A 26433-nucleotide genomic window follows, 5' to 3' on the forward strand; every position below is an offset into this window, starting at 1 on the left:
GCATTCAAGGAGAGCAACGTGAGCCGATTTGGGAAAAGCATAAAGTTCAGGATCTTTTTCGCGCTTGCCGCGTGTGTCGCGCTCATGGTCGCCATCGGCGTGTTCGGCCTGTTCGGCATGTCGAGACTGAATTCGAACGTCCATGACGCTTATACGGGCAATACGCTGCCGATCAGCGAGTTGTCGGAAATTCGCGCCGCGACCTTCGAGACGCAGCTTCGGATGCGTGGGGCATTGTCCGAGCGCGATCCTGCGCGGGTCCGAAGCGGGATCGACGAGACGCGTGCCGAGCAACGCCGTCTCGACACGATATGGAACCGCTATTACAGCGAATCGATCACGAGCGACAAGGAGCGCCGCATCGCGGACCGGATTCGCGACGTGCTGCCCCGGTTCCGGGCCGGCGTGGACGAAGCGCTCGCGGCGGTGGGCGGCGGGGACCGCGACGCGGCCGCCGCGGCGATCGACCGGCTGGCGCCCGCCGCCGGCGCGCTCAAGCAGGCGCTCGACGACGACATCGCACTGAACATCGAGCAGGCGAAGTCGTTCGTCGACGACAGCGCGTCGACCTTCGTCATGATTTTATGGATTGCGATCGGCCTGATCGGCATCGGCGTGCTGGTCGCGGCGTGGGTGTCCGCGCACCTGATGCGGCACATCTCGACGCCGCTCGGCAAGGCCGTGAGCGTGGCCGACGAAATCGCCGGCGGGTCGCTCGACAACCGGATCGAGATCGATTCGCACGATGAATTCGGCCGGCTGCTCGGTGCGCTGGCGACGATGGATCGGCAGCTCGGCGCGACGGTGCGCGGCATCAAGCGCAGCGCGGAAGCGGTGGCGGTCGCGTCGCGCCAGATCGCGAGCGGCAATACCGATCTGTCGGCCCGCACGGAAGAGCAGGCCGCGTCGCTCGAGGAAACCGCGTCGAGCATGACGCAACTGACCGAGACCGTGAAGCAGAACGCCGACAACGCGCAGCAGGCCAATACGCTGGCGACGCGCGCGACCGGGATGGCCGATGCCGGCAACGATGCCGTGCAGAGCATGGTCGCGACGATCGGGCAGATCAGCAGCAGTTCCAGCCAGGTTTCCGACATCACGGGCGTGATCGAGGGCATCGCGTTCCAGACCAACATCCTCGCGCTCAACGCCGCGGTGGAGGCCGCCCGCGCCGGCGAGCAGGGGCGCGGCTTCGCGGTGGTCGCGAGCGAGGTGCGCAGCCTCGCGCAGCGCTCGGCGGCCGCCGCGAAGGAGATCAAGGAACTGATCGGCGCGTCGGTGTCGATGATCCGGGACAGCGCGCAGCAGGCCACGGGCGTCGGCGCGACGATGGGGCAGGTGAAGCTCGCGATCAAGCAGGTGTCCGATATCGTCGCCGAAATCGCGGCCGCGTCGCGGGAGCAGAGCCAGGGGATCGGGCAGGTCAATCTGGCGATCGAGCAGATGGACATGGTGACGCAGCAGAACGCGGCGCTCGTCGAGCAGGCGGCAGCGGCGGCGCATTCGCTCGAAGAGCAGGCCGGCCGTCTGCAGGAGGCGATGGCCACGTTCAAGCTCGCCCCGAACGCCGTCGATGCGCCGGCCGTGGCGTCGTCCGCGGCGGCACCGGCGTCCGCGCGGACGAAACCGCCGGTGGTTGCGCCGCTGGTAGTGGGGCTGAGCGAGCCTGCTGTGGCCGAAGCCGTCGACTGGAAGGCGTTTTGATCGGGATCACGGTCCGCAGCCTGCTGCGACGGGGGTATAGGCCACATGAAAGGCTCGACGCGTTCTGCTCACGTGGTACTCACGCTCGATGCGCTCGTCGACGCATGCGTGCGTTTCGATCCGTTGGACCGGGATCAGCGGCTGATCGTCCGAACGCTGGTCGTGCCGATGCTCGCGCGGCGGCTGAAGTGGCTGGGGCTGTTGCTGCGCGCGAGCCCGCGCAGCGAGGCCACGCGCACGATGCTCGAACGGATCGAAGGAGCGCTGGCGTGCGCGGCGGCACGGCTCGACCCTGCGCGCCGGCCGTCCGCGGACGCGGCGCGCAACGCCGTGCGGCGGCGCGGACCGTCGGCGTAGATCTCGAGGTCGCGTCGTGCGAGCGCAACCGACCGTCGATGGGCGGCTGTCCTTGCCAGCGGAAGGCGCGAATGGTAGGGATGGCGATCGGCAGGACGAAGCGCGAAATGCGGCGTGCGGCGTGCGGCGTGGAGCGGGGCGTGCGCGGACGGTTTCAGCACTTGGCGTCGAGCGTGTCCGACGGCGATTCGCCGAACCTCTCCCGATACGCGATCGCGAACCGCCCGAGATGGGTAAACCCGCAGTCGAGCGCGATATCGGCGATCCGCCGGTCGGATGCCGCGCCGCGCAGCAGTTCGCGCGCGTGCGCGAGCCGCGTCGCGCGCAGGTATTGCATCGGGCTCATGCCGCGGAATTGCAGGAACGCATCGCGCAGCGTCCGTTCGGGCACGTTGGCGGCCTGGACGATATCGGCGAGCTGCAGCGGCTGCGCGTAGTGCGCATCGACGAATTCCTGCGCGCGCCGCACGAAGCCCGGCGCCGGGTCGCGATGCGACGCCGGCAGCACGGACGGCGGATGGCCTTCGATCAGCAGGTCGATCAGCAGATGCTCGAGCTGCGACGCGACGCGCGGGTTCGCGTTCGCGCGTTCGAGCAACTCGGGCGACCGCGCGACGAACATCAGTTGCTGGCGCCACGCGCCGAGCGCGGCGTCGCTGACGTGCAGCACGGGGTCGAGCGTCGCGCGCGGGTCGCCGGTCAGCGCGCCGACGGTCGCCGCGTCGATGCGCAGCACGAACTGCTCGCAATCGGCCGACAGCACCGCGTCGAAGCGCTCGCCGGGCGCGCACAGCACGCCGGTCTGGCCGTCGACGCCGAGCTGATGCCCCATCGCGCGCACTTCGGCGTGGCCCGACAGGCAGAACATCAGCAGGTAGTAGCCGTCGACGGCGTCGACCTGCACGCGCATCGCGTCGCCGAACGCGATCGTGCCGATCCCGAGGCCGCCCAGCTTGACGAAATCCATGTGCGACGCACCCTGCACGCGGCCGTTCGGCAGCAGCGCGTGCGGCTGCATCACGCGCGAGATCCGCTCGCGCGTCTCGTCGAGATCGCGGGATTCGAACAGCCGGTGCGCGCGCAGCGCGAGCGGCTCGAACGACGTTGGGGACATGGGCCTCAGCCTCGGTATGGACGACGCGCGCTTCGATCCGACGAATGGGGCGCGATCGGGCGCCGGGTCGCGTGTGCCGTCATGCTAGCGCAGAAATCCGCCGAAAGTGGATAGTGCGCCGCCGCAATCGCACTTTCCGGATAGACGCCGAATATTAGCTTTTCAAAAATCGGCTCCATGCATTCAACGCAACGGATCGACCAGGAGTCCGACATGGAGCAGACAGAATCGCCCGTCGTTTTCGCCGCCCGCGGCGACGCATCCGACGTAACCTTCCCGCACGACGACGGCTCGCGCGTGCCGTACAAGGTGTTCAGCTCGCGCGCGGTCTACGATCGCGAGCAGGAGCGCATCTTCCGCGGGCCGACGTGGAATTTCGTCGCACTCGAAGCCGAGATCCCGAACGCCGGCGACTTCAAGAGCACGTTCGTCGGCGACACGCCGGTGGTCGTCACGCGCACCGAGGACGGCGCGCTGTCCGCGTGGGTGAACCGCTGCGCGCACCGCGGCGCGCAGGTCTGCCGCAAGTCGCGCGGCAACGCGAGTTCGCACACGTGCGTCTATCACCAGTGGAGCTTCGACAACCAGGGCAACCTGCTCGGCGTGCCGTTCCGGCGCGGCCAGAAGGGCATGACCGGGATGCCGGCCGATTTCGATCCGAAGCAGCACGGGCTGCGCAAGCTGCGCGTGGACAGCTATCGCGGGCTCGTGTTCGCGACCTTCAGCGACGAGGTCGCGCCGCTGCCCGAGTATCTCGGCGAGCAGATGCGCCCGTGGATCGACCGGATCTTCCACAAGCCGATCGAGTATCTCGGCTGCACGCGCCAGTATTCGAAGTCGAACTGGAAGCTGTACATGGAGAACGTGAAGGACCCGTATCACGCGAGCATGCTGCACCTGTTCCATACGACCTTCAACATCTTCCGCGTCGGGATGAAGGCGCGCTCGATTCCGGATGCGAACCACGGGCTGCACAGCATCATCACGGTGACGAAGACGGGCGACGACACGTCGGCTGCGTACAAGCAGCAGAACATCCGTTCGTTCGACGAAGGCTTCCATCTGGAAGACGAATCGATCCTCGATCTCGTGTCGGAATACGACGAGGACTGCACGAACCATATCCAGCCGATCTTCCCGCAGCTCGTGATCCAGCAGATCCACAACACGCTGGTCGCGCGGCAGATCCTGCCGAAGGGCCCCGACAACTTCGAGCTGATCTTCCACTTCTTCGGTTATGCGGACGACACGCCCGAGCTGCGCGCGCTGCGCATCAAGCAGGCGAACCTCGTCGGGCCGGCCGGCTACATCTCGATGGAGGACACGGAGGCGACCGAGCTCGTGCAGCGCGGCACGGTGCGCGATACCGATGCGACGTCGGTGATCGAGATGTCGCGCGGCAATCCGGACCAGCAGGACACGGTGATCACCGAGAGCCTGATCCGCAAGTTCTGGGTCGGCTACCAGAAGCTGATGGGCTATTGAGGCGGGAGCAAAAAATGACGGAAGACATGAAGACGTGGTTCGAGATTTACATGCTCCAGAACCGCTACATCGGACACCTCGACAACGACCGGCTCGAACACTGGCCGGACATGTTCACCGAGGACTGCACATATGAAATCGTGCCGAAGGAGAACGCCGATCTCGGGCTGCCGGTCGGGATCGTCCACTGCACGAACCAGCGGATGCTGCGCGACCGCGTGGTGTCGCTGCGGCACGCGAACATCTTCGAAGAGCACACGTACCGGCACATGACGTCGGGCCTGACGATCGTCGCCGAACGCGACGGCGAGTTCGATACCGAAAGCAACTACGTGGTCGTGCAGACGCGCAGCAACGGCGAATCGAACGTGTATCAGGCCGGCAAGTACTACGACACGGTGGTCCGCACGCCCGACGGGTTGCGCTACAAGACCAAGCGCGTGATCTACGACACGTCGCGCGTGCAGACGCTGCTCGCGACGCCGATCTGACCGACCTGATCGATCTGACGAAGCAAGGAAACGACATGACCGAAGCAACGCTGGCCGAGTGGCATCCGCTCGGCGCTTTCGACGAATTCTCCGAGGACGAACCGGCGGCGCGCGTCGCCGGCCAGAAGCCGATCGCCGTGTTCCGGATCGGCGACGAACTGTTCGCGATGCACGACCTCTGCACGCACGGCCATGCGCGGCTGTCCGAAGGCTATGTGGAGGACGGCTGCGTCGAATGCCCGCTGCACCAGGGGCTGATCGACATTCGCACGGGTGCGCCGAAATGCGCGCCGATCACCGAGCCGGTGCGGACCTATCCGATCCGGATCGTCGACGGGCAGGTGGAAGTCAATGTCGGCTGATCCGTTCGTGATCGTCGGCGCCGGCCACGCGGCGCGGCGGACGGCCGAGGCGCTGCGCGAACGCGATGCGGCGGCGCGCATCGTGATGATCGGCGCGGAGCGCGAGTTGCCGTACGACCGGCCCGCGCTGTCGAAGGACGCGCTGCTGACGGACGGCGGCGAACAGCGCGCGTTCATCCGCGATGCCGCGTGGTACGACGCGCAGCGCATCGAACTGCGGCTCGGCACGCGCGTCGATGCGATCGAGCGGGACGCACAGCGTGTGCGGCTCGACGACGGTGCGACGCTGCCGTACGCGAAGCTCGTGCTTGCGACGGGCTCGCGCGTGCGCACGTTCGGCGGGGCGATCGACGAAGGTGTCGACGTGCACTACGTCCGCACGGTCGACGATGCGCGTGCGTTGCGTGCGCAACTTGTGCCCGGGCGCCGCGTGGCGGTGCTCGGCGGCGGCTTCATCGGCCTCGAGGTCGCGGCGGCCGCGCGCCAGCTCGGCTGCGACGTGACGGTGATCGACCCGGCTGCGCGCTTGCTGCAGCGTGCGTTGCCGGAAGCCGTCGGCGCGTATGCACGGCAATTGCACGATGCGCGCGGCGTGCGTTTCCAGATGGCGACGCTGCCGCGCGCGATCCGTCGCGCACCGGGCGGCGGTGCCGTCGTCGAGACCGATCGCGGCGACGTGCCGGCTGACGTCGTCGTGGTCGGCATCGGCGTGGTGCCCAACGTCGAGCTGGCGCAGGCGGCCGGGCTCGACGTCGACAACGGGATTCGCGTCGACGCGGGCTGCCGCACGGCCGATGCCGCGATCTTCGCGGCGGGCGAGGTGACGATGCACTTCAATCCGCTGCTCGGGCGGCATGTGCGGATCGAATCGTGGCAGGTGGCCGAAAACCAGCCGGCCGTCGCGGCCGCGAACCTGCTCGGCGCCGACGAGCGCTATGCCGAGCTGCCGTGGCTGTGGTCCGATCAGTACGACTGCAACCTGCAGATGCTCGGGCTGTTCGGCAGCGAACGCACGATCGTCGTGCGCGGCGATCCGGCGAGCGGGCCGTTCACGGTGTTCGGGCTCGGCGACGACGGCAGGATCGTCGCGGTGGCCGCGGCGAACCTCGGGCGCGACATCGGCGCGTCGCGGCGGTTGATCGCGGCGGGCGCGGTGCCGGACCCGGTGAAGCTGGCCGATCCGGCCGTGAATCTGAAGACGTTCATGTAGCGGCGGGACGCGCGGCGCGTGTGCGCCGGGCGTGCCGACGCCGGCTGCGGGTTTGTCGGTTGCGGCGAAATCGGGGATATTAGCGGCATCGCCGATCCGCCCGTCCTCCATGACGCCCGACAAAGCCCTCGAACTGAAACGCAGCAAGCGCCGCGCGCTGTGGCTGCTGCTGGCCGCCGTCGCGGTGTTCGTCACCACCATCCTGCTGCCGCGCGGCCCGTGGGTCGACGGCTTCAAGGCGGTGGCCGAAGCCGCGATGGTCGGCGCGCTCGCCGACTGGTTCGCGGTCGTCGCGCTGTTCCGCCGCGTGCCGATCCCGTTCGTGTCGCGCCACACCGAGATCATTCCGAAGAACAAGGACAAGATCGCCGACAACCTCGCGGTGTTCGTGCGCGAGAAATTCCTCGGCCCCGACGCGCTCGCCGCGCAGATCCGCCAGCACGATCCCGCGCAGAAACTCGGCGCGTGGCTCGGCGAGCCGGCGAACACCGACGCGCTCGGCGGCTACGTGACGAAGCTGATGAGCTTCGCGCTCGACATGACCGACGACGCGCGGATCCAGTCGTTCGTCCACGATGCGTTCCGCGCGGTGATCGACCGGATCGACCTGTCGCAATCGGCCGGCGCGATCCTCGACACGCTGACGAAGGACGGCCGCCATCAGGCGCTGCTCGACGACGCGATCGAACAGGTGGTCGACGTGCTCGACAAGGAGGAGAACCGCGAGGTGATCGCGGGCTTCATCGTCGAATGGCTGAAGACGCAATACCCGAAGGTCGAGAAGATCATGCCGACGCAGTGGTTCGGCGAGAACGGCGCGCGGATGCTCGCGAGTGCGGTGAGTCGCGTGCTCGAAGGCGTCGCGGCCGACCCCGAGCACGAGCTGCGGCAACGCTTCGACCGGACGGTCGTGCGGCTGACCGAGCGGCTGAAGCACGACCCCGCGTTCATCGCGAAGGGCGAGGAGATCAAGCGCTATATTCGCGACGGCGATGCGTTCAACGAGTATGTGCGCGACTTGTGGGACCAGTTGCGTGCGTGGCTGAAGGCCGATCTCGCGCGTCCCGATTCGGCGCTGCACCGGCAGGCCGCGACGCTCGGCGGCTGGCTCGGCGCGCGGCTCGCCGAGAGCCCGGCGCTGCGCGCGTCGCTGAACGAGCACGTCGAGAAGGCCGTGCACGAGATGGCGCCCGATTTCGCCGATTTCCTGATGCGTCACATTCGCGACACGGTGCGCAACTGGGATGCGCGCGAGATGTCTCGGCAGATCGAACTGAACATCGGCAAGGATCTGCAATACATCCGCATCAACGGCACGCTGGTCGGCGGGCTGATCGGGCTCGGGTTGTATCTGGTGTCGCTGGCGCCGCGCTGGGCGGCCGGGTGGCTGCACTGAGGCGGGCACGGGCGTTGCGCCCGCGGCGCGATGCCGTGCGCCGCCGGGTCACGCGCCAGCCTTGGCGCCGTGCAATTGCAGGCCGAGCGCCTTGATGACTTTCAGGATCGTGCCGAAGCTCGGATTGCCGTCGTGCGACAGCGCCTTGTACAGCCCTTCGCGCGACAGGCCCGCGTCGCGCGCGACCTGCGACATGCCGCGTGCGCGGGCGATCACGCCGAGCGCATGCGCGATGAAGGCCGGATCGTCGCCGGCCTCCTGCAGGCATGCGTCGAAGTAGTCGGCCATGTCGTCTTCGGTTTTCAGGTGTTCGGCCGAATCCCACGGCCGCGTGTTGATCTTGTCCATCGATCACTCCATGTCGAGGTGCGCGAGCATTGCGTGCGCGGCGCGTATGTCGGCCTGTTGCGTCGATTTATCGACGCCGCAGAGCAGGATGACCCAGATCGTTCCGCGCCGGACGTAGTAGACGCGATAACCGGGCCCATGATCGATGCGCATTTCGACGATGGGCGCGCCGGCGGATTTCCAGTCGCCCGGATTGCCCATCGACAGGCGGTCGATGCGCGCCTGGATGCGGCGCCTGGCGATGCGATCGGGCAGGCCGGCAAACCAGGCGTCGAAGACGTCGGTGGTCCGGATGCTGAATGCTGGGGCACTGTAGGGCATGAATGGCAATGTGTCAACCATGGTTCACATGTCTGTTGAATGGAACATCGTTGCCATTACAGCCCGGTTGGGGCGTCGCTGGACGTTTACTGGCCGTCAGGCCGACCTTTGTCCCGCTGAGGGAGCCGGCCATCCGGTCGAATTCGGAATTCCGCGAATCCGTCTACAATCAAAAACGTCTTTGCCGTCCGTGTGCGCTTGCCGCGCGCGGGCGGGTCCGTTCGTCCTCCGGCATCCGGAGGCGCCGCCGCGCATCACGCATCACGCATCCAGCACGGCGTCTTGCGCGGCGAGCAGTGCCGTGGTCTGTGTCCAGTAGGTAAGGCGTCCGCGTGCCGTAGGCCGGCGCGCGTCCTGAACGCCGCGTGTCCGTAGGCCGGGCAGGCGGCATAACCGAGAGTCCCCATGAAAGCATCGGATCTGTTCGTGAAGGCGCTGGAAGCCGAAGGCGTCGAGTACGTGTTCGGTATTCCAGGTGAAGAAAACCTCGATCTGCTCGAATCGCTGCGGCGATCGACGATCAAGCTCGTGCTGACCCGGCACGAGCAGGCGGCCGGGTTCATGGCCGCCACCTACGGCCGCCTCACGGGCCGCACCGGCGTGTGTCTCGCGACGCTCGGGCCGGGCGCGACGAACTTCGTGACGGCTGCCGCGTATGCGCAGCTCGGCGGGATGCCGATGCTGATGATCACCGGGCAGAAGCCGATCAAGTCCAGCAAGCAGGGCCACTTCCAGATCGTCGACGTGGTCGACATGATGCAGCCGCTCACGAAGTTCACGCGGCAGATCGTGTCGATCGGCAACATCCCGTCGGCCGTGCGCGAGGCGTTCCGCCGCGCGGAGGAGGAGCGCCCGGGCGCCGCGCACCTCGAATTGCCCGAAGACATCGCGCACGAGGAGGGCGACGGCAAGCCGATCCCGCGCAGCTACAGCCGGCGGCCGGTGGCGGAGGAAAAGGCGGTCGCGCATGCGGTCGACGCGATCCAGGCCGCGCGCCATCCGCTCCTGATGATCGGCGCGGGCGGCAACCGCAAGACCACCTGCAAGATGCTGCTCGAATTCGTCGACAAGACGGGCATCCCGTTCTTCACGACGCAGATGGGCAAGGGTGTGATCGACGAGACGCACCCGCTGTGGCTCGGCAACGCGACGCTGTCCGACGGCGACTTCGTGCATCGCGCGATCGAGCATGCGGATTGCATCATCAACGTCGGCCACGACGTGATCGAGAAGCCGCCGTTCTTCATGCGCACCGACGACAAGACCGTGATCCACGTGAACTTCCTCGGCGCGCAGGTCGACCCCGTCTATTTCCCGCAGATCGAGGTGGTCGGCGACATCGCGAACGCGGTGTGGCAGATGAAGGAAGCGGTGACGCCGCAATCGCACTGGGATTTCGAGCGCTTCAAGATGATCAAGGCGCATTTCGACGCGCATCTGGAAAAGGGCCAGCACGATCCGCGCTTCCCGATGTACCCGGTGCGGATCGTCAACGACCTGTACAACGCGCTGCCGCTCGACGGCATCGTGTGTCTCGACAACGGGATGTACAAGATCTGGTTCGCGCGCTACTGGCGGGCGCACGAGCCGAATTCACTGCTGCTCGACAACGCGCTCGCGTCGATGGGTGCGGGCCTGCCGTCGGCGATCGCGACGAAGATCGTGCATCCGCAGCGCAAGGTGATCGCCGTGTGCGGCGACGGCGGCTTCATGATGAATTCTCAGGAGCTCGAAACGGCCGTGCGGCTGAAGCTCGACATCGTCGTGATGATCCTGCGCGACGACGCGTTCGGGATGATCCGCTGGAAGCAGGAGAACATGAATTTCCCCGATTTCGCGATGACGCTGCAGAACCCCGATTTCGTGTCGTACGCGCAAAGCTACGGCGCGCACGGGCACCGCGTCGAGTCGGCCGACGATCTCGAGCCGTTGCTGCGCGAGTGCTTCTCGTCGCCGGGCGTGCACGTGATCGACGTGCCGATCGACTACTCGGACAACGAGCGCGTGCTGAACCGCGAGATCAAGCGCCTGTCGGCGCAACTCTGAATGTCCCGTTCACAGGAAGGAGTCGTTCCATGTTGAAGGAAACCTATCCGTACTACCTCGCCAACGAAGCCGTCTACGCGAACACCGATCTGGAGGTGACCGACAAGTTCAGCGGCAAGGTCGCCACGCGCGTCGCGCTGGCCGACGCGAAGGCGATCGATGCGGCGATCGCCGCGGCAGTCGACGCGACGAAGCCGATGCGCGAGATGCCCGCCTACAAGCGGCAGGCCGTGCTCGATCATTGCGTCGCGCGCTTTCGCGAACGTTTCGACGAACTGGCCGAGGCGCTGTGCATCGAGGCCGGCAAGCCGATCAACGATTCGAAGGGCGAAGTGACGCGGCTGATCGACACGTTCCGCGTTGCGTCCGAGGAGTCGGTGCGCATCGACGGCGAGATCGTCAACCTCGAGATCTCCGCGCGTGCGCAGGGCTATACGGGCTATACGAAGCGCGTGCCGGTCGGCCCGTGCTCGTTCATCTCGCCGTTCAACTTCCCGTTGAACCTCGCCGCGCACAAGGTCGCGCCCGCGCTCGCGGCCGGCTGTCCGTTCGTGCTGAAGCCGGCGAGCCGCACGCCGATCGGCGCGCTGATCATCGGCGAGGTGCTCGCGGAAACCGACCTGCCGAAGGGCGCGTTCTCGGTGCTGCCCGCGCATCGCGACGGCGCCGACCTGTTCACGACCGACGAACGCTTCAAGCTGCTGTCGTTCACCGGTTCGCCCGCCGTCGGCTGGGCGCTGAAGGAGAAGGCCGGCAAGAAGAAAGTCGTGCTGGAGCTCGGCGGCAACGCGGCGGCGATCGTCGATGCGGACCAGCGCGACCGGCTCGACTACGTGGTCGAGCGGCTCGCGTTCGGCGCGTACTACCAGTCGGGCCAGAGCTGCATCGGCGTGCAGCGGATCCTCGTGCATGCCGACCTCTACGACGCGCTGCGCGAGAAGCTGATCGCGAAGACGCGTTCGCTGAAGATGGGCGATCCGAAGGATCCGTCGACCTTCGTCGGCCCGATGATCTCCGAATCCGAGTCGCGCCGGCTGTCGGGCTGGATGGACGCGGCCGTCGCGGCGGGCGCGAAGATCGTCGCGGGCGGCAAGGTCGACGGCGCGATGTTCGAGGCGACGCTGCTGGAAAACGTCGGGTGCGAGCAGGACCTGTACCGGAAGGAGGCGTTCGGCCCGGTCGCGATCCTCGAGAAGTTCGACCGCTTCGACGACGCGCTCGCGCGCGTGAACGACAGCGACTTCGGGCTGCAGGCCGGCGTCTTCACCGATTCGCTCACGCATGCGCACCGCGCATGGGACGAACTGGAGGTCGGCGGCGTCGTGATCAACGACGTGCCGTCGTTCCGCGTCGACAACATGCCGTATGGCGGCGTGAAGGATTCGGGCCTCGGCCGCGAAGGTATCCGCTACGCGATCGAGGACATGACCGAGCCGCGGCTGATGGTGGTGCGGCGCCGGTAACGCGCGGCAGGCAGCGGGGTGCCGCGACGGCACGCGGGCGGGCGATCGGGCCGGCCCGCGTGCCGTTTTTCCTGGCGCGTCGCGCGGCGGCACGGCGCCGCGCGTGTTGTGCGCGGCCGGTCGCCCGAAACAGGCTCGACTACGGGCCTCGCCTCGTGATGTAATCGCGCGAAACTGCCGACCGGGGTACGACGCCGGAAAGCGCGCATTCATTCTTCACGAGGTCGATTCATGTCCCCCGTCTCGGCATTCAAGCTGGTGCTGTTGTCCTTCCTCGCGATCGTCGCGCTCGAATGCATCGCCAAGCGGCTGCGGCTGCCGCCCGCGGCCGCGCTGCTGATCGGCGGCATCGGCATCGCGTTCATCCCCGGCCTGCCGCCGATCAACCTCGATCCCGAGCTGGTGCTGCTGGTGTTCCTGCCGCCTCTGTTGATGGACGGTGCGTACTTCTCCGTGTGGGAAGAATTCAAGCGCAACGTCGGCGGCATCCTGATGCTGGCGATCGGCGCGGTCGTGTTCACGACGTTCGCGGTCGGCTTCGCCGTGCACTGGGTGGTGCCGGCGCTGCCGTGGGCCGCATGCTTCGCGCTCGGCGCGATCGTGTCGCCGCCCGATGCGGTCGCCGCGAAGGCCGTGCTCGAACGCGTCGCGCTGCCGCGTCGGCTGATGGTATTGCTCGAAGGCGAGAGCCTGCTGAACGACGCGGCCGGCCTCGTGCTGTTCCGCTTCGCGGTCGCGGCCGCGCTCACCGGCGCGTTCAGCCTCGAGCATGCGGTCGTGCGCTTCGCGGAGCTCGGGCTCGGCGGCGTGGTGGTCGGCTTCGTGGTCGGCAAGCTCGTCGTGTGGTTCCTGAAGCTGCTCGACGACGACTATCTCGTGATCACCGTCGCGGTGATCGCCGGCTGGATCGCGTACATCGCGGGCGAAATGGTCGAGGTGTCGGGCGTGATCGCGACGGTGACGGCCGGCATGATCGTCGGCTGGCATCAGCACGAGGTGTTCTCGGCGGCCGTGCGCACGCGCGGTACCGCGTTCTGGCAGGTCATCGTGTTCCTGCTCGAGGCGATGGTGTTCGTGCTGATCGGGCTGTCGCTGCGCGGTGCAATTCACCGGCTCGGCGGTTTCGAGCAGGTGCTCGGCACGATGGTGCCGCCGGTGCTCGCGGTGCTGGCGGCGGTGATCCTGTCGCGCTTCGTGTGGATCTACGCGGTCGAGGCGCTGAAGTGGCCGGTGCGCGGCCTCGCGCGGCGCGGCGAGGCGCCCGACTGGAAGGCCGCGACGATCATGAGCTGGGCCGGCATGCGCGGCGTGGTGACGCTGGCGATCGCGCTGTCGCTGCCCGAGGCGCTGCCCGGCCGCGACGTGATCCTGGTCGCGTCGTTCGCGGTGATTCTCGTCACCGTGCTGCTGCAGGGCACGACGATCGGGCCGCTGATCCGGCTGTTGCGCCTGCCGCAGCGCGACGAGCGCGCCGCGCACCATCTGACCGAGCCGCAGACGTGGGCGTACGTCGAGGCCGCGCAGCTCGCGGCGATCCAGCCGCTCGTGCGGAACGAGAGCGGCGTCGTGATCCATCCGCGCCTGCTCGAGCAATATACGTATCGTGCCGAGCTGACCGAACGGGCCAAGAACGAGCCCGCGTATCCGGCGGAAGTGCGCACGGCGCACTACGACGTGGTGCTGGCCGCGATCCGGGCCGGGCGCGCCGAACTGTTGCGCCTGCACCGGTCCGGGCGCATCCACGACGAGATGCTGCACACGCTCGAACGCGACCTCGACCTGCAGGAAGTGTCCGCGCAGCACGCGCGCGGGTAAGCGGGCGCGCGGCGCGCGCATCGCACGGGCCGGCGTCCTGCCGGCCCTGAAACGCGCGCGGGTCGAGCGTCCGTCGCGCGATTTTTCTTCTCCCGCCTGCCGATGCCGGGTATCCGAATCCGGCCCCCAATACGACTTCCTATCCGACCGGCCCCCAGCCTTGCAGCGCATGCAAACCTCATCGCGGCGGTCTCGCAAACGTTATCGTCTTCCGAATCCGGAAATGATCCGATTTATCTGTTTCCGTCTCTTTCTGCATATTTGGCAAAACTAAACCGGAACGAGATAGATGATGTGTTCTAATTTCATTTAGAATCAGCCGGTTATGTTTATTGAGAGAAAGAATGCGGAGGTAATGCGGTCGTCGACGGGGGAACAAGCGGCGTCCAAAGCCCTGCATGGCAGTGCCGACAGGCCAAATCGGCGGAATCAGGCGGTTTTTACAACTGCCAATATAAGATAGTGTCCAAGTCGGATAAACAACTCCTATGAAAGAATCGATTGGAGATTCGGCGTTTGAAACTGTATTTATGAAAGAATCGAGCAGTGATAATGCCTCGGATTGCCTCGAATCGGGGTTATCGGTCCTCCTCGTCGACGACCAGCCGTTCGTCGGCGAGGTGATCCGCCGCGCGCTGCGCAGCGAGCACGACATCGACCTGCACGTGTGCACCGACGCACATCGGGCGATGGCGGTCGCGCGCGACGTGAAGCCGACGGTCATCCTGCAGGATCTCGTGATGCCGGAGATCGACGGCCTCGATCTCGTGCGCGCCTGGCGCGCGGACGCCGGCACCGCACGCGTGCCGATCATCGTGCTGTCCGCGAAGGAGGAGCCGATCGTCAAGCGCGAGGCGTTCATTGCCGGCGCGAACGACTATCTGGTGAAGCTTCCCGACGCGATGGAACTGACCGCGCGCATCCGCTATCACTCGAATTCGTACCTGATGTCGCGGCAGCGCGACGAGGCGCTCGATTTCCTGTCGCACGACATGCGCTCGCCGCAGACGTCGATCCTCGCGCTGCTCGACGTCTACCGGACCGAACACGGCGACATGCCGGCGATCATGGAGCGCATCGCCGGCCATGCGCGGCGCGCGCTCGCGCTCGCCGACGGCTTCATCCACCTGACCCGCGCGCAGTCCGAGCGCCGCGCGCACGAGGTCGTGAGTCTCAACGAGATCGTGCTCGACGCCGTCGACCAGCTGTGGGAGAAGGCGGCCGGGCTCGGCTGCCGGGTGACCGCGCACGTGCCCGATAGCGAGTGCGTGACGATGGGCGACCGCATGATGCTGACGCGCGCGGTCGCGAACCTGATCGACAACGGGCTGAAGTACGGCCCGGCCGGGATGGACGTACATTGCACGCTGAGCGGCGACGACGGCGCCTGGCTGATCGGCGTCGAGGATGCCGGCGCCGGCATCGCGCCGGAACAGCGCACGGCCGCGACCGAGTCGTTCGTGCAGCTCGAATCCGCGCACGGCGCGGCGCGCAGCGGTTTCGGCCTCGGCCTCGCGTTCGTCCGCGCGACGGCGGCGCGGCATCGCGGCCAGATCCTGATGCGCAATACGGCGCGCGGCTTCATGGTCGCGCTCCGGCTGCCGGCGCAAGCGGAGCGGTGATGTCGCGGCGCGGCCTGCCGGCGCCGCGCCGCCCGCGAGACCCCGATGCGCTCGTGGCGCGCCACCCGGCGCGCAGGCGGGCGCGGATTTTTTCAACGCTGAATTTAGAAAGCCCATAACGAACATGGCTACCGTGACGCCCCGCGCGACCAATGAAAGCCTGCATCCGACGATCGGCGCCGCCCGGCTGACGCTCGGCAATCGCATCCTGCTCAGCTTCGGCGTGCTGTTCGTGCTGATGCTGGTGACCGCCGGCGTGTCGTACGAGCGACTGCGCGCGATCAACGCCGAAGCCGTCAGCATCGAGCGCGACTCGCTGCCCGGCGTCTACCTCGCGTCGTCGCTGCGCGGCGCGGTCAACGAATCGTTCATGCTGCTGCAGCAGGCGACCTTCGTCGAGACCGGGCCCGAAACCGTGCAGCGCAATCTCGCGAAGATCGCCGACGCGCTGAAGGACGTCGAATCGCTGTCGGTGGACTACCAGAACACGACGTTCCGCGACGACGACCGGCAGCGCTTCATGGCGTTCCGCGGCGCCTACGATCACTACGTGCCGTTGCTGAACGACGCGGCGCAGAAGAGCCGCGCATCGCACGACGAGGCAGTCGCCGCGTACGCGAAAGTGCTGCCCGCGTGGACCGAGGTCGTGCGCAACGCGAACGTGCTGGTGCAGGAGAACCGCAAGTTCGCGGAGCAGTCCGCGAAGCTGATCCGCGAATCCGTGCAGGACACCGAGGTCGTGTTGGCGACCGCGCTGACGTTCATGCTGCTGTCCGCGCTCGGGCTCGGCTACATGCTGTACCGCTCGGTCACCGTACCGATGGCGCGGCTCGTCGAGGTGCACGACGTGATGCGCACCGGCAACCTGACGCGCCGCCTCGACCTGCGCCGCCGCGACGAATTCGGCACGCTCGAGACCGGCTTCAACCGGATGGCCGACGAGCTGACCGAGCTGGTCTCGCGCGCGCAGCAGTCGTCGCTGCAGGTGACGACGTCGGTCGCGGAGATCGCGGCGACGTCGCGCGAGCAGCAGGCGACCGCGAACGAGACCGCGGCGACGACGACCGAGATCGGCGCGACCTCGCGCGAGATCTTCGCGACGTCGCGCGACCTGCTGCGCACGATGAACGAGGTGGCCGGTGTGGCCGAGCAGTCGGCGACGCTCGCGGGCGTGAGCCAGAGCGGGCTCACGCGGATGGGCGAGACGATGCGCAGCGTGATGGATGCGGCCGGCTCGGTGAACGCGAAGCTCGCGATCCTCAACGAGAAGGCGCTGAACATCAACCAGGTGGTCGCGACGATTACCAAGGTGGCGGACCAGACCAACCTGCTGTCGCTGAACGCGGCGATCGAGGCCGAGAAGGCCGGCGAGTACGGCCGCGGCTTCGCGGTCGTCGCGACCGAGATCCGCCGCCTGGCCGACCAGACGGCCGTCGCGACCTACGACATCGAGCAGACGGTCAAGGAAATCCAGTCGGCCGTGTCGGCGGGCGTGATGGGGATGGACAAGTTCTCCGAGGAAGTGCGCCGCGGGATGCTCGACGTACAGCAGGTCGGCGGGCAGTTGTCGCAGATCATCGCCGAGGTGCAGACGCTCGCGCCGCGCTTCCAGATGGTCAACGAAGGGATGCAGACGCAGGCGAACGGTGCCGAGCAGATCACGCAGGCGCTGTCGCAGCTGTCGGAGGCCGCGCAGCAGACGGCCGAGTCGCTGCGCCAGTCGTCGCAGGCGATCGACGACCTGACGCTCGTCGCGAACCAGTTGCGCACCAGCGTGTCGCGCTTCAAGGTCGACGCGTGACGCGCGCCGATCCACAGCACGGCGCGCATGCGCTGTTCCTGATGTTCGAGCTCGACGGCGAGCGCTATGCGCTCGACGCGGCCGGCATCGAAGAGGTGCTGCCGCTCGCCGTGATGAAGGCGGTGCCCGGCGCGCCCGACTGGATCGCCGGGCTGCTGATGCGCGGCGGCCAGCCGGTGCCGGTGATCGACGTGCCGATGCTGGCGCTCGGGCGGCGCGCGCAGGCGCTGCGCTCGACGCGGCTCGTGATGGTCCGCTATCGCGCCGGTCATGCCGATGGCGAGCGTACGATCGGCCTGATCGTCGAGCGGGCGACGCAGACGATGCGGATCGACCGCGCGGCGTTCCGCACCAGCGGCGTCTCGACCGCGCGCACGCGCTGGCTCGGGCGGGTCGCGAACACGCCCGACGGCGTCGTGCAGCAGGTGTCCGTGTCCGACCTGATCGACGACGTGGCACGCCTGTATCTGGTCGACGGCCTGTCGGGCCACGGGGGGGAATCCGCATGAACGTGTCCGAATCGCGATTTCGCGGCTGGTTGCTGCGCGAGACCGGCATCGACCCCGATTCGCTCGGCAACGATTTCCTGATGCGGGCGCTGGCGGATCGCGTGCAGGCGTTGCAGGCGGACGGCGAGCGCGTGCCGTCGGCCGTGCGGCAGCCCCTGACGCCGGAAGCGCTCGACGCGTACTGGCAGCAGCTCAACGCGTCGGCCGACGAACGGCGCGCGCTGATCGAGCTGTTCGTCGTCCCGGAAACATGGTTCTTCCGCGACCGGGAAGCGTTCGCCACGCTCGCGCGGCAGGCCGCCGAACGGCTCGCCGCGATGCCCGGCCGCGTGCTCCGCGTGCTGAGCGCGCCGTGCTCGACGGGCGAGGAGCCGTATTCGGCGGCGATGGCGTTGCTGGACGCGGGGCTCGAGCCGGCCAGCTTCGCGATCGACGCGATCGACCTCAGCGCGCGCGCGATCGAACAGGCGCGGCTCGGCTGTTACGGGCGCAATGCGTTCCGCGGGACGGCGACGGAGTTTCGTACGCGGTATTTCACGCCGACCCGCGACGGCTGGCTCCTCGACGAGCGTGTGCGCGCGTGTGTGCAGTTCAGTCATGCGAACCTCGTCGAACCGGTGGCCGATAACGGCATTCGCTACGACTTCGTGTTCTGCCGCAACGTGCTGATCTATTTCGACCGCGATGCGCAGGATCGCGTGATCCGCTCGCTCGACGCGCGTCTCGCCGACGACGGCATGCTGTTCGTCGGGCCGGCGGAGACGGGCGTCGCGATGCGGCACGGGATGCGCTCGGCGCGCGTGCCGCTGGCGTTCGCGTTTCATCGCGAGCCGGCCGGCGCGGCGGCGGCCGATGCCTGCGCGGCCCGACCGGTTGCGCCGCTGTCCGCGGCGGCGCCGCACCGGCGCGCGGAGCGCTTCACGGTCGCACCGCTCGCCGCGCCGCGCCCGGTGGTGGCCGTCGAGCCGCCGGCCTGGCTCGGCGACGTGCGTCAGCCGCTCGCGGCGGCGCCGGCCGTGCAGACGGCCGCCATTGACGCACGGGCCGACCTGGCGGTGGCGACCGCACCGGCCTACGACGGTATCGCGTCGACGATCGACGATGCGCCGACGCTGGAGGATGCGCAGGCCCTGGCGAACGCGGGCGCGTTCGACGAGGCCGAACGCGTGCTCGCGCAGTTCTCGGCGCGCGTCGGCCCGCATGCCGATGCGTTCTACCTGAACGGACTGATCGCGGATGCGCGCGGGCGCGCCGCGGAAGCGGGCGACTTCTACCGGAAGGCGCTGTACCTGCGCCCCACGCATCACGAGGCGCTGACGCATCTCGCGACGCTGCTCGACGTCGGCGGCGATCGTGCGGGCGCGCAATGGCTGCTCGAACGCGCCCGGCGTTCGGCCGGCTGACACGACGACGGGAATGGGACCGACACCGCGATGACCAGAGGAATTCATGAACCGCGCCGCCGCTGCCACTGACGACGCGACGCTCGACGTCGACGATTGCTGGAACCGGATCGGCACGCGCGGCGACCGCTCGTGCGAGCGGCTGAACGACTGCCTGCGCTGCCTGAACTGCTCGGTCTACGCCTATCACGCGGCGAAGCTGCTCGAGCGTCCGCTCGACGTCGCCGAGATGGCCGACGTCACGCGCCGGATGAGCGCGTTCGGCACCGCCCATGCGCGCGACGACGATGGCGATACGCGCCATGCGGCGCTCGCGTTCCGGGTGGCCGACGAATGGCTCGCGCTGCCGATCGGCGTGCTGCGCGAGATCGCCGGCACGCGCCCGATCCATTCCCTGCCGCATCGCCGCCATTCGGCCGTGCGCGGCGTGGTCAATATCCGCGGCACGCTGCGCATCGCGATCTCGATCGGCGCGCTGCTCGGCCTCGAGGCCGGCAACGCCGGCGGCGGCGGCGATGGCCGTTTCACGCGGCTGCTGGTGGCCGCGCACCAGGGCGAACCGGTCGTGTTTCCGGTCGACGAAGTCGAGGGCGTGCTGCGCTTCGGCGCGTCCGACTGGGTGCCGGTGCCTGCGACGGTCGGGCGCGCGAGCGCCGGCCTGTCGCGCGGCGTGCTGTCGTGGCGCGGCAAGTCGGTGGGGCTGCTCGACGACGATCGTCTGTTCGACGCCGTGACACGGAGCATGCGATGAGCGGCGATGACGACCTGAGCCACCTGTCGCTGCTCGAGCTGTATCGCGAGGAGACGCGCACGCAGACCCAGGCGCTGTCGGAGCGGCTGCTCGCGCTCGAATCGGGCGAGCCCGATTCCGTCGCGCTCGAAGCGTGCATGCGCGCCGCCCATTCGCTGAAGGGCGCCGCGCGCATCGTCGGCGTGCCGCTCGGCGTCGAGATCGCCGGGCGGATGGAGGAATGCTTCGTCGCCGCGCAGGCCGGCACGATCGCGCTGACGGCCACGCACGTCGACGTGCTGCTGGCCGGCGTCGATTTGCTGGTGCGCGTCGGCGATCCGCAGGGGCAGCCCGTGTCGCAGACCGAGATCGACGTGTTCGCGGCGGCGCTGAAAGGCGCCGACGGCGCGCAGACGATGCAGGCGCCGGCCGCCGTGCCGCCGCCGGTGCCGCCGTCGTTCGTGCCGTATCGCGATCACGACGGCGCCGCGAACGAGCCGGTCGGGGCCAGTGCCGCCGTGCCGCCGCTCGCCGTGTCGGGCACGGCGCCCGACCCGGCCCAGGCCGGCCGCGTGGCGGGCGCCGGCGCGATGCGCCGGGTGCGCGCCGATACGCTGAACCGGCTGCTGAGCCTGTCCGGCGAATCGCTGGTCGAATCGCGCTGGCTCAAGCCGTTCGCCGAATCGATGCTGCGCGTGAAGCGCGCGCAGCGCGACGCGGCCCGTTCGCTCGACCTGATGTACGAGCAGTTCGCCGACGATCTCGACGCCGGCATGCTCGCGTCGATGAACGAAGTGCGGCACATGCTCAACGACCTGCAGCGCTCGCTCGCCGAGCGCATGGACGAATTCGACCGCTTCGAGCGGCGCAGCACGCATATCGCCGAGCAGCTGTACGACGAGGCGCTGCAGTGCCGGATGCGGCCGTTCGGCGATGCGACGCGCGCGTATCCGCGCATCGTCCGCGATCTCGCGCGCTCGCTCGGCAAGCAGGTGCGTTTCTCGATCGTCGGCGAAGGCACGCAGGTCGATCGCGACATCCTCGACCTGCTCGACGCGCCGCTCGGCCACCTGCTGCGCAACGCGATCGACCACGGCGTCGATTCGCCCGACGCGCGCCACGCGCGCGGCAAGCCGGCCGAGGCGAGCGTCACGCTCGAGGCGCGCCACAGCGCCGGCTCGCTGCTCGTCAGCGTGATCGACGACGGGCCGGGCGTCGACATGGACGCGCTGCGCGCGGCCGTCGTGCGCCAGCGCCTGACCGACGACGAGACGGCCGCGCGGCTGTCCGATCCCGAACTGCTCGAATTCCTGCTGCTGCCGGGCTTCTCGATGCGCGATGCGGTGACCGACGTATCGGGGCGCGGCGTCGGCCTCGACGCGGTGCAGGAGATGGTGCGCGGCGTGCGCGGCGCGGTGCGGATCTTCAACGAGCCGGGTTCCGGCATGCGCTTCGTGCTGCAGTTGCCGCTCACGCTGTCGGTGATCCGCAGCCTGCTCGTCGAGGTCGGCGGCGAGCCGTATGCGTTCCCGCTCGCGCACGTGCGGCGCACGCTCGAACTCGCGCACGACGACATCGACGTGCTCGAAGGGCAGCCGCATTTTCCGTTCGACGGCCGGCGCGCGGGCCTCGTCGCCGCGCACCAGCTGCTCGACGCGGGCGCACCCGACGTGGCGCGCACCAGTACGGCGGTCGTGGTCGTCGGCGCCGAGCCGGAGCTGTACGGCGTCGCGGTCGACCGCTTCCTCGGCGAGCGGATGCTCGTGGTGCAGCCGCTCGACAGCCGTCTGCACAAGATCCAGAACATCGCGGCCGGCGCGTTGCTCGAGAATGGCGACCCGGTGCTGATCGTCGACGTCGAGGACCTGATCCGCTCGGTCGACAAGCTCGTGCGCGGCGGCCAGCTCGCGCGGCTCACGCGCGATCCGCAGCTCGCGCTCGCCGACCGGCGCCGCCGCGTGCTCGTCGTCGACGATTCGCTGACAGTGCGCGAGCTCGAACGCAAGCTGCTGGAAAAACGCGGCTACGACGTGACGGTCGCGGTCGACGGGATGGAAGGGTGGAACGCGGTGCGCAGCGATGCGTTCGATCTCGTCGTGACCGACGTCGACATGCCGCGCATGGACGGCATCGAACTCGTCACGCTGATCAAGGGCGACCCGATGCTCAAGCGCGTGCCGGTGATGATCGTGTCGTACAAGGATCGCGACGAGGATCGCCGTCGCGGGCTCGACGCCGGCGCCGATTACTACCTCGCGAAGAGCAGCTTCCACGACGAGGCGCTGCTCGATGCCGTGCACGACCTGATCGGGGGCGCGCGAGGATGAACATCGGCATCGTCAACGACCTGCCGCTGGCCGTGGAGGCGCTGCGCCGCGTGATCGCGCTGCGCGCGGACCATCGCGTGCTGTGGGTCGCGACCGATGGCGACGAGGCAGTGGATTTCTGCGTCGCGCATCCGCCCGACGTCGTGCTGATGGATCTCGTGATGCCGAAGGTCGACGGCGTCGCCGCGACGCGCCGGATCATGGCGCGCGCGCCGTGCGCGATCCTGATCGTGACGGCGAGCGTCAGCGCGAACACGTCGTCGGTGTACGAGGCGATGGGCGCCGGCGCGCTCGACGCGGTCGACACGCCGACGCTCGCGCTCGGGCTGTCGACCGATGCGTCGCCGCAGGCGCTGCTCGCGAAGATCGACCAGATCGGCCGGCTGCTCGAAAGCCGCACCGCGACGCTCGTGCCGCCGGGGCCGGCGCCCACGCGCGGCCAGCCGACGCTCGTCGCGATCGGTGCGTCGGCGGGCGGGCCGACCGCGCTCACCGCGCTGCTGCGCGCGCTGCCGGCCGATTTCCCGGCCGCGATCGTGATCGTCCAGCACGTCGACCAGGCATTCGCGTACGGCATGGCCGACTGGCTCGACGGCTATACGCGGCTGCCGGTGCGCGTCGCGCGGCAGGGCAGCGTGCCGGAAGCGGGCGAGGTGCTGCTCGCGGCGACCAACGACCATCTGACGCTGTCGCCGCGCGGCGTGCTCGGCTATACGCGGCATCCGGCCGAAACGCCGTACCGGCCGTCGATCGACGTGTTCTTCAACAGCGTCGCGGACGGCTGGCAGGGCGATGCGCTCGGCGTGCTGCTGACGGGCATGGGGCGCGACGGCGCGCTCGGCCTGAAGGCGATGCGCGCGAAGGGCTGCTACACGATCGCGCAGGACGAGGCGACCAGCGCCGTGTACGGGATGCCGAAGGCAGCGGCGGCGATCGGCGCGGCGTCGGCGATCCTGCCGCTCGAACAGATCGCGCCCCAGTTGATCGCCCGGATCGCGCTCGCGCCGCGCGACTGACGGCGCACCGGGCGGGCGCCGTCGTCTGCATTGCGTGCGTGGCGCGGCGTCGCGTACAATCGCGGCCTGCGGAGATGGCATGCCTCCCTGCGGTCGTTCCCGGCGCGTGGCGCGCGGTGCGGCCCTCAACCGCCGGTTTGCCCGGCTGATGATGCCTGCGTGTTCCTGGGTCGTCAGGAGGTCGCAGGCCGTCCATGCGGTATTCTGCCGCCCAGGTTTTGATGTCCTGTCGAATCTGGAAATCATGTTTTTCACCACTTCTGCCGATCTTTTCGCGACCGTGCGCTATGTGTGCCGCTGGCTCGCGCTTTCAGCGCTGCTCGGCGCGCTGGCCGGCACGGCTTCCGCGCTGTTCCTGATCGCGCTCGACTGGGCGACCGGTACGCGCGTCGCGCATCCGTGGCTGCTGTGGGGGCTGCCGGCCGCCGGTTTCGCCACCGGCTGGCTCTACCATCGCTTCGGCCAGTCGGTCGCGCGCGGCAACAACCTGCTGATCGACGAGATTCACGACCCGAAGGCGCTCGTGCCGAAGCGGATGGCGCCGCTCGTGCTCGTCGCGACCGTCGTCACGCACCTGTTCGGCGGCTCGGCCGGCCGCGAGGGCACGGCCGTGCAGATTGGCGGCGCGCTCGCCGATCGCGTCACCCACCTGTTTCGTCTCGATCGCGAGCATCGCCGCGTGCTGCTGATGGGCGGCATCGCGGCCGGCTTCGCGTCGGTGTTCGGCACGCCGCTCGCGGGCGCCGTGTTCGGGCTCGAGGTGCTCGCGATCGGGCGCGTGCGGTACGACGCGCTGCTGACCTGCGTCGCGTCGGCGATCGTCGCGGACGTCGTGTGCCGCGCGTGGGGCGTCCATCACACGGCCTATGCGATTCCGTTCGTGCCGGCCTTATCGGCGACCGGGCTGGCCGTGACGGTCGTCGCGGGCATCGCGTTCGGCGTGGTCGGGCGGCTGTTCGCGTTTGCGACGCATGCGTTGACCGCGTGGTTTCGCCGCGTGATCCGCTATGCGCCGCTGCAGCCGGTGTTCGGCGGCCTGCTGGTCGCGGTGGCCGCGACCGTGCTGAACCTGCCGCAGTATCTCGGTCTCGGCATCCCGACGATCGAAGCCGCGTTCCACGGCCCGCTGCCGCTTTACGATTTCGCGGGCAAGTTCGCGTTCACCGTGGTCACGCTCGCGTCGGGGTTCAAGGGCGGCGAAGTGACGCCGCTGTTCTACATCGGCGCGACGCTCGGCAATGCGCTCGGCCAGGTGCTCGCGCTGCCGGTGCCCGTGCTCGCGGGGCTCGGCTTCGTCGCGGTGTTCGCGGGCGCGGCGAACACGCCGATCGCGTCGACGATCATGGCGATCGAACTGTTCGGCGCGGATATCGGCGTGTATGCGATCGTCGCCTGTGTCGTCGCGTATCTGTTCTCGGGACACGCGGGGATTTATCGCGCGCAGCGCGTGGCGGTGGGGAAGGGGGCGCAGGTGGAGGCGGAGTGAGGCGCGGGCAGCCGTGGTTCGATGTCGTTCGATCGCGGCGGCCCCATGTGATACCCAAGGTGCAACAAATGACTGACGGACATCCGATGACGCTGGACGACTTTCTGACCGAAGCGAAGCGCCTGGCCAGGCCGTGCCACGAGTACCGCTTCGCGGACGACGGCGAACCCGTCACCGGCTACTGGCATGGGATCGACGCCGGCGCGTTGTGCATTTCCGTCGAGCGCGATGGCGTCTGGCTGAACGTGTATCTCGACGAAAGCGGCACGTCAGGCCGTGTGGAGATTTCCACGCAACCCGTCCGCTCCGATCACCCGCTGTGCCGCTCCGACGCAACGTCGCTTCCGCCGGTCGACGCGGTGTTCCGCTTCGGCTCTGCCGCGATCGGCGCGTACCTCGACGCACACGGCTGGCAGCGCGACTGGGGATTCAACGGCAACTTCAAGGGCGCGGCCGCGCACGACTACGAGCGCGAGTGGATGGCGCAATGCCCGCTCTACACGGGCGGGGTAGTGGCCGTCGCGGGCGGATGGAACATGCCATGGCCCGACGACGGGGACGAGCCGATCGATCTCGAGCTCGTCCTCTGGACGTTCGAGGAATCGGAACCGTGGGTCGAGGTGTTTTCCGACGGCAGCCGGTACTCGGTGATCCAGCGGATCACCTAGCACGCGGGTAATCAGCCTTTACTGCTTCGGCAGCCGCGCGACGTTGCGCGCGAGCAGTTCCTCGATATCGATGCCTCTTTCCGCCAGCAGCGCGGTGACGACGCCGTTCAATTCGCCGAGCGTTTCCTTGACCGATTCCCGGATCGTATCCACGACGACCTGCGTGCTGCGTTCGATCTCGATGTTGACCTTGTCGTTGACGCCCTTCGCATCGAACGTGGTCGCGCGGCGCGTTTCGGGAATCAGCCACACGTCGAACCAGCCTTCGTCGCGATTGACGTCCGACACGGTGAGGCTGCAGCCGTTGATCGCGATGTAGCCCTTCGCGAACACGTAGCGCTTGAACTCGGCAGGTACGCCGATGCGGATCATCCGGTTGTGCTCGGACGATGCGATGTGCGCGATGGTGCCCGTGAAATCGACATGACCGGACAGCGGATGCCCGCCGATCTCCGCGCCGTCCTTCGCGGCCCGCTCGACGTTGACCCGCGCGCCGGTCGTGAGGTCGGCCAGCGTGGTGATCCGCAGGCTCGGCAGCATCACGTCGAAGTCGATCAGCACCGGCGAATGGAGGGTCGTCACCGTCAGGCACACGCCATCGACCGACACGCTCGCGCCGATCTCGATATCGTCGGTGAACCGCTCCGGGAATTCGATGCTGAACGTCCTCAGCTCGCCGTGATCCTTGATGGCGTTGATGGTGCCAACACCCTGAACAATGCCTGTAAACATGATCGATCCCTTGTCGCCCATTTGCTG

The 26433-nt window shown here is 68.3% G+C and carries 23 protein-coding genes and 1 riboswitch; of the genes, 19 read left to right on the forward strand and 4 right to left on the reverse strand.

What is annotated here, in order from left to right; translation table 11 throughout:
- The first annotated feature begins 18 nt into the window (after positions 1-18).
- Together HWW87_RS02280 and HWW87_RS02285 are read left to right on the forward strand one after the other, a co-directional pair.
- A complete protein-coding gene (locus tag HWW87_RS02280) occupies positions 19-1704 on the forward strand; it encodes a methyl-accepting chemotaxis protein (RefSeq protein ID WP_175819079.1) in 1686 nt (561 codons plus the stop codon).
- 45 nt (positions 1705-1749) lie between these two features.
- Positions 1750-2061 (forward strand): hypothetical protein, encoded by a 312-nt coding sequence (locus tag HWW87_RS02285; protein WP_175819080.1) that lies wholly within the window; start codon positions 1750-1752, stop codon positions 2059-2061.
- 154 nt (positions 2062-2215) lie between these two features.
- Here the strand turns inward: HWW87_RS02285 and andR are convergent, their stop codons facing one another.
- Positions 2216-3175, reverse strand: coding sequence for an anthranilate 1,2-dioxygenase regulatory protein AndR (andR, locus tag HWW87_RS02290; protein WP_175819081.1), 960 nt, complete (start codon positions 3173-3175; stop codon positions 2216-2218).
- A 213-nt stretch (positions 3176-3388) separates the two neighbouring features.
- On the opposite strand from andR, the gene andAc reads away from it, so the two are divergent.
- The 5 genes from andAc (at position 3389) to HWW87_RS02315 (ending at position 8119) form a co-directional block, all read left to right on the forward strand.
- A complete protein-coding gene (gene andAc, locus HWW87_RS02295; RefSeq protein WP_175819082.1) occupies positions 3389-4660 on the forward strand; it encodes an anthranilate 1,2-dioxygenase large subunit AndAc in 1272 nt (423 codons plus the stop codon).
- 14 nt (positions 4661-4674) lie between these two features.
- Positions 4675-5151: an anthranilate 1,2-dioxygenase small subunit AndAd gene (andAd, locus tag HWW87_RS02300; RefSeq protein WP_174428951.1), complete on the forward strand. Its 477-nt coding sequence runs from the start codon at positions 4675-4677 to the stop codon at positions 5149-5151.
- Positions 5152-5186: 35 nt separating this feature from the next.
- The gene (gene andAb, locus HWW87_RS02305; RefSeq protein WP_006479527.1) at positions 5187-5513 is read left to right on the forward strand and encodes an anthranilate 1,2-dioxygenase ferredoxin subunit AndAb; all 327 of its coding nucleotides are present in this window, start codon (positions 5187-5189) and stop codon (positions 5511-5513) included.
- Positions 5503-6723 (forward strand): anthranilate 1,2-dioxygenase system ferredoxin--NAD(+) reductase, encoded by a 1221-nt coding sequence (gene andAa, locus HWW87_RS02310; RefSeq protein ID WP_175819083.1) that lies wholly within the window; start codon positions 5503-5505, stop codon positions 6721-6723. The genes andAb and andAa overlap by 11 nt, the downstream gene beginning before the upstream one ends.
- A 109-nt stretch (positions 6724-6832) precedes the next feature.
- Positions 6833-8119, forward strand: coding sequence for a DUF445 domain-containing protein (locus HWW87_RS02315; protein WP_175819084.1), 1287 nt, complete (start codon positions 6833-6835; stop codon positions 8117-8119).
- Positions 8120-8167: 48 nt separating this feature from the next.
- On the opposite strand, the gene HWW87_RS02320 is transcribed toward HWW87_RS02315, so the two are convergent.
- Positions 8168-8467 (reverse strand): addiction module antidote protein, encoded by a 300-nt coding sequence (locus tag HWW87_RS02320; protein WP_174386022.1) that lies wholly within the window; start codon positions 8465-8467, stop codon positions 8168-8170.
- Between the two features lie 3 nt (positions 8468-8470).
- Positions 8471-8788, reverse strand: a complete 318-nt coding sequence (locus HWW87_RS02325; RefSeq protein ID WP_347879286.1) for a type II toxin-antitoxin system RelE/ParE family toxin — start codon at positions 8786-8788, stop codon at positions 8471-8473.
- 405 nt (positions 8789-9193) lie between these two features.
- Here HWW87_RS02325 and HWW87_RS02330 point away from each other — a divergent pair, with 405 nt between their 5' ends.
- The 12 genes from HWW87_RS02330 to HWW87_RS02385 all read left to right on the forward strand — a co-directional run bounded on the left by HWW87_RS02330 (position 9194) and on the right by HWW87_RS02385 (position 25674).
- Positions 9194-10834, forward strand: coding sequence for an acetolactate synthase large subunit (locus HWW87_RS02330; RefSeq protein ID WP_175819086.1), 1641 nt, complete (start codon positions 9194-9196; stop codon positions 10832-10834).
- Between the two features lie 29 nt (positions 10835-10863).
- Positions 10864-12297: an aldehyde dehydrogenase family protein gene (locus HWW87_RS02335; protein ID WP_175819087.1), complete on the forward strand. Its 1434-nt coding sequence runs from the start codon at positions 10864-10866 to the stop codon at positions 12295-12297.
- 231 nt (positions 12298-12528) lie between these two features.
- Complete coding sequence (locus tag HWW87_RS02340) at positions 12529-14112, forward strand: Na+/H+ antiporter (protein WP_174428957.1); 1584 nt, start codon at positions 12529-12531, stop codon at positions 14110-14112.
- Positions 14113-14600: 488 nt separating this feature from the next.
- Positions 14601-15734 carry a hybrid sensor histidine kinase/response regulator gene (locus tag HWW87_RS02345; protein WP_175819088.1) on the forward strand — a complete coding sequence of 378 codons (1134 nt, stop codon included), beginning with the start codon at positions 14601-14603 and terminating at the stop codon, positions 15732-15734.
- 124 nt (positions 15735-15858) lie between these two features.
- Positions 15859-17535 carry a methyl-accepting chemotaxis protein gene (locus HWW87_RS02350; RefSeq protein WP_175819089.1) on the forward strand — a complete coding sequence of 559 codons (1677 nt, stop codon included), beginning with the start codon at positions 15859-15861 and terminating at the stop codon, positions 17533-17535.
- On the forward strand, positions 17532-18044 hold the full coding sequence (locus HWW87_RS02355) for a chemotaxis protein CheW (RefSeq protein WP_175819090.1): 513 nt from the start codon (positions 17532-17534) through the stop codon (positions 18042-18044). Before HWW87_RS02350 ends, HWW87_RS02355 begins: the two co-directional genes overlap by 4 nt.
- A complete protein-coding gene (locus tag HWW87_RS02360) occupies positions 18041-19447 on the forward strand; it encodes a CheR family methyltransferase (RefSeq protein ID WP_175819091.1) in 1407 nt (468 codons plus the stop codon). The genes HWW87_RS02355 and HWW87_RS02360 overlap by 4 nt, the downstream gene beginning before the upstream one ends.
- Positions 19448-19493: 46 nt before the next feature.
- Positions 19494-20198, forward strand: a complete 705-nt coding sequence (locus HWW87_RS02365) for a chemotaxis protein CheW (RefSeq protein WP_175819092.1) — start codon at positions 19494-19496, stop codon at positions 20196-20198.
- Positions 20195-22504: a hybrid sensor histidine kinase/response regulator gene (locus HWW87_RS02370; protein ID WP_175819093.1), complete on the forward strand. Its 2310-nt coding sequence runs from the start codon at positions 20195-20197 to the stop codon at positions 22502-22504. Before HWW87_RS02365 ends, HWW87_RS02370 begins: the two co-directional genes overlap by 4 nt.
- The gene (locus HWW87_RS02375; RefSeq protein ID WP_175819094.1) at positions 22501-23520 is read left to right on the forward strand and encodes a chemotaxis response regulator protein-glutamate methylesterase; all 1020 of its coding nucleotides are present in this window, start codon (positions 22501-22503) and stop codon (positions 23518-23520) included. Before HWW87_RS02370 ends, HWW87_RS02375 begins: the two co-directional genes overlap by 4 nt.
- Before the next feature lie 61 nt (positions 23521-23581).
- Positions 23582-23685, forward strand: a riboswitch (Fluoride riboswitch).
- Between the two features lie 79 nt (positions 23686-23764).
- Positions 23765-25006, forward strand: coding sequence for a voltage-gated chloride channel family protein (locus HWW87_RS02380; protein ID WP_175819095.1), 1242 nt, complete (start codon positions 23765-23767; stop codon positions 25004-25006).
- A 68-nt stretch (positions 25007-25074) separates the two neighbouring features.
- A complete protein-coding gene (locus HWW87_RS02385) occupies positions 25075-25674 on the forward strand; it encodes a hypothetical protein (RefSeq protein ID WP_244107124.1) in 600 nt (199 codons plus the stop codon).
- Positions 25675-25692: 18 nt separating this feature from the next.
- Here HWW87_RS02385 and HWW87_RS02390 read toward each other — a convergent pair whose 3' ends face one another.
- Positions 25693-26406, reverse strand: a complete 714-nt coding sequence (locus HWW87_RS02390; RefSeq protein ID WP_175819096.1) for a riboflavin synthase subunit alpha — start codon at positions 26404-26406, stop codon at positions 25693-25695.
- Between the last annotated feature and the right edge of the window lie 27 nt (positions 26407-26433).

Origin of the sequence: Burkholderia sp. BCC0419 (assembly GCF_902830285.1) — a bacterium.
Lineage (GTDB): Bacteria > Pseudomonadota > Gammaproteobacteria > Burkholderiales > Burkholderiaceae > Burkholderia.

Coding starts and splice junctions, on each gene's coding strand:
- HWW87_RS02365 (WP_175819092.1), top strand. CDS start 19,494: ATGAACCGCGCCGCCGCTGCCACTGACGACGCGACGCTCGACGTCGAC.
- HWW87_RS02335 (WP_175819087.1), top strand. CDS start 10,864: ATGTTGAAGGAAACCTATCCGTACTACCTCGCCAACGAAGCCGTCTAC.
- andAb (WP_006479527.1), top strand. CDS start 5,187: ATGACCGAAGCAACGCTGGCCGAGTGGCATCCGCTCGGCGCTTTCGAC.
- andR (WP_175819081.1), bottom strand. CDS start 3,175: ATGTCCCCAACGTCGTTCGAGCCGCTCGCGCTGCGCGCGCACCGGCTG.
- HWW87_RS02340 (WP_174428957.1), top strand. CDS start 12,529: ATGTCCCCCGTCTCGGCATTCAAGCTGGTGCTGTTGTCCTTCCTCGCG.
- HWW87_RS02380 (WP_175819095.1), top strand. CDS start 23,765: ATGTTTTTCACCACTTCTGCCGATCTTTTCGCGACCGTGCGCTATGTG.
- andAc (WP_175819082.1), top strand. CDS start 3,389: ATGGAGCAGACAGAATCGCCCGTCGTTTTCGCCGCCCGCGGCGACGCA.
- HWW87_RS02325 (WP_347879286.1), bottom strand. CDS start 8,788: ATGCCCTACAGTGCCCCAGCATTCAGCATCCGGACCACCGACGTCTTC.
- HWW87_RS02385 (WP_244107124.1), top strand. CDS start 25,075: ATGACTGACGGACATCCGATGACGCTGGACGACTTTCTGACCGAAGCG.
- HWW87_RS02375 (WP_175819094.1), top strand. CDS start 22,501: ATGAACATCGGCATCGTCAACGACCTGCCGCTGGCCGTGGAGGCGCTG.
- andAd (WP_174428951.1), top strand. CDS start 4,675: ATGACGGAAGACATGAAGACGTGGTTCGAGATTTACATGCTCCAGAAC.
- HWW87_RS02360 (WP_175819091.1), top strand. CDS start 18,041: ATGAACGTGTCCGAATCGCGATTTCGCGGCTGGTTGCTGCGCGAGACC.
- HWW87_RS02345 (WP_175819088.1), top strand. CDS start 14,601: ATGAAAGAATCGATTGGAGATTCGGCGTTTGAAACTGTATTTATGAAA.
- HWW87_RS02370 (WP_175819093.1), top strand. CDS start 20,195: ATGAGCGGCGATGACGACCTGAGCCACCTGTCGCTGCTCGAGCTGTAT.
- HWW87_RS02285 (WP_175819080.1), top strand. CDS start 1,750: ATGAAAGGCTCGACGCGTTCTGCTCACGTGGTACTCACGCTCGATGCG.
- HWW87_RS02315 (WP_175819084.1), top strand. CDS start 6,833: ATGACGCCCGACAAAGCCCTCGAACTGAAACGCAGCAAGCGCCGCGCG.
- HWW87_RS02390 (WP_175819096.1), bottom strand. CDS start 26,406: ATGTTTACAGGCATTGTTCAGGGTGTTGGCACCATCAACGCCATCAAG.
- HWW87_RS02350 (WP_175819089.1), top strand. CDS start 15,859: ATGGCTACCGTGACGCCCCGCGCGACCAATGAAAGCCTGCATCCGACG.
- andAa (WP_175819083.1), top strand. CDS start 5,503: ATGTCGGCTGATCCGTTCGTGATCGTCGGCGCCGGCCACGCGGCGCGG.
- HWW87_RS02320 (WP_174386022.1), bottom strand. CDS start 8,467: ATGGACAAGATCAACACGCGGCCGTGGGATTCGGCCGAACACCTGAAA.
- HWW87_RS02330 (WP_175819086.1), top strand. CDS start 9,194: ATGAAAGCATCGGATCTGTTCGTGAAGGCGCTGGAAGCCGAAGGCGTC.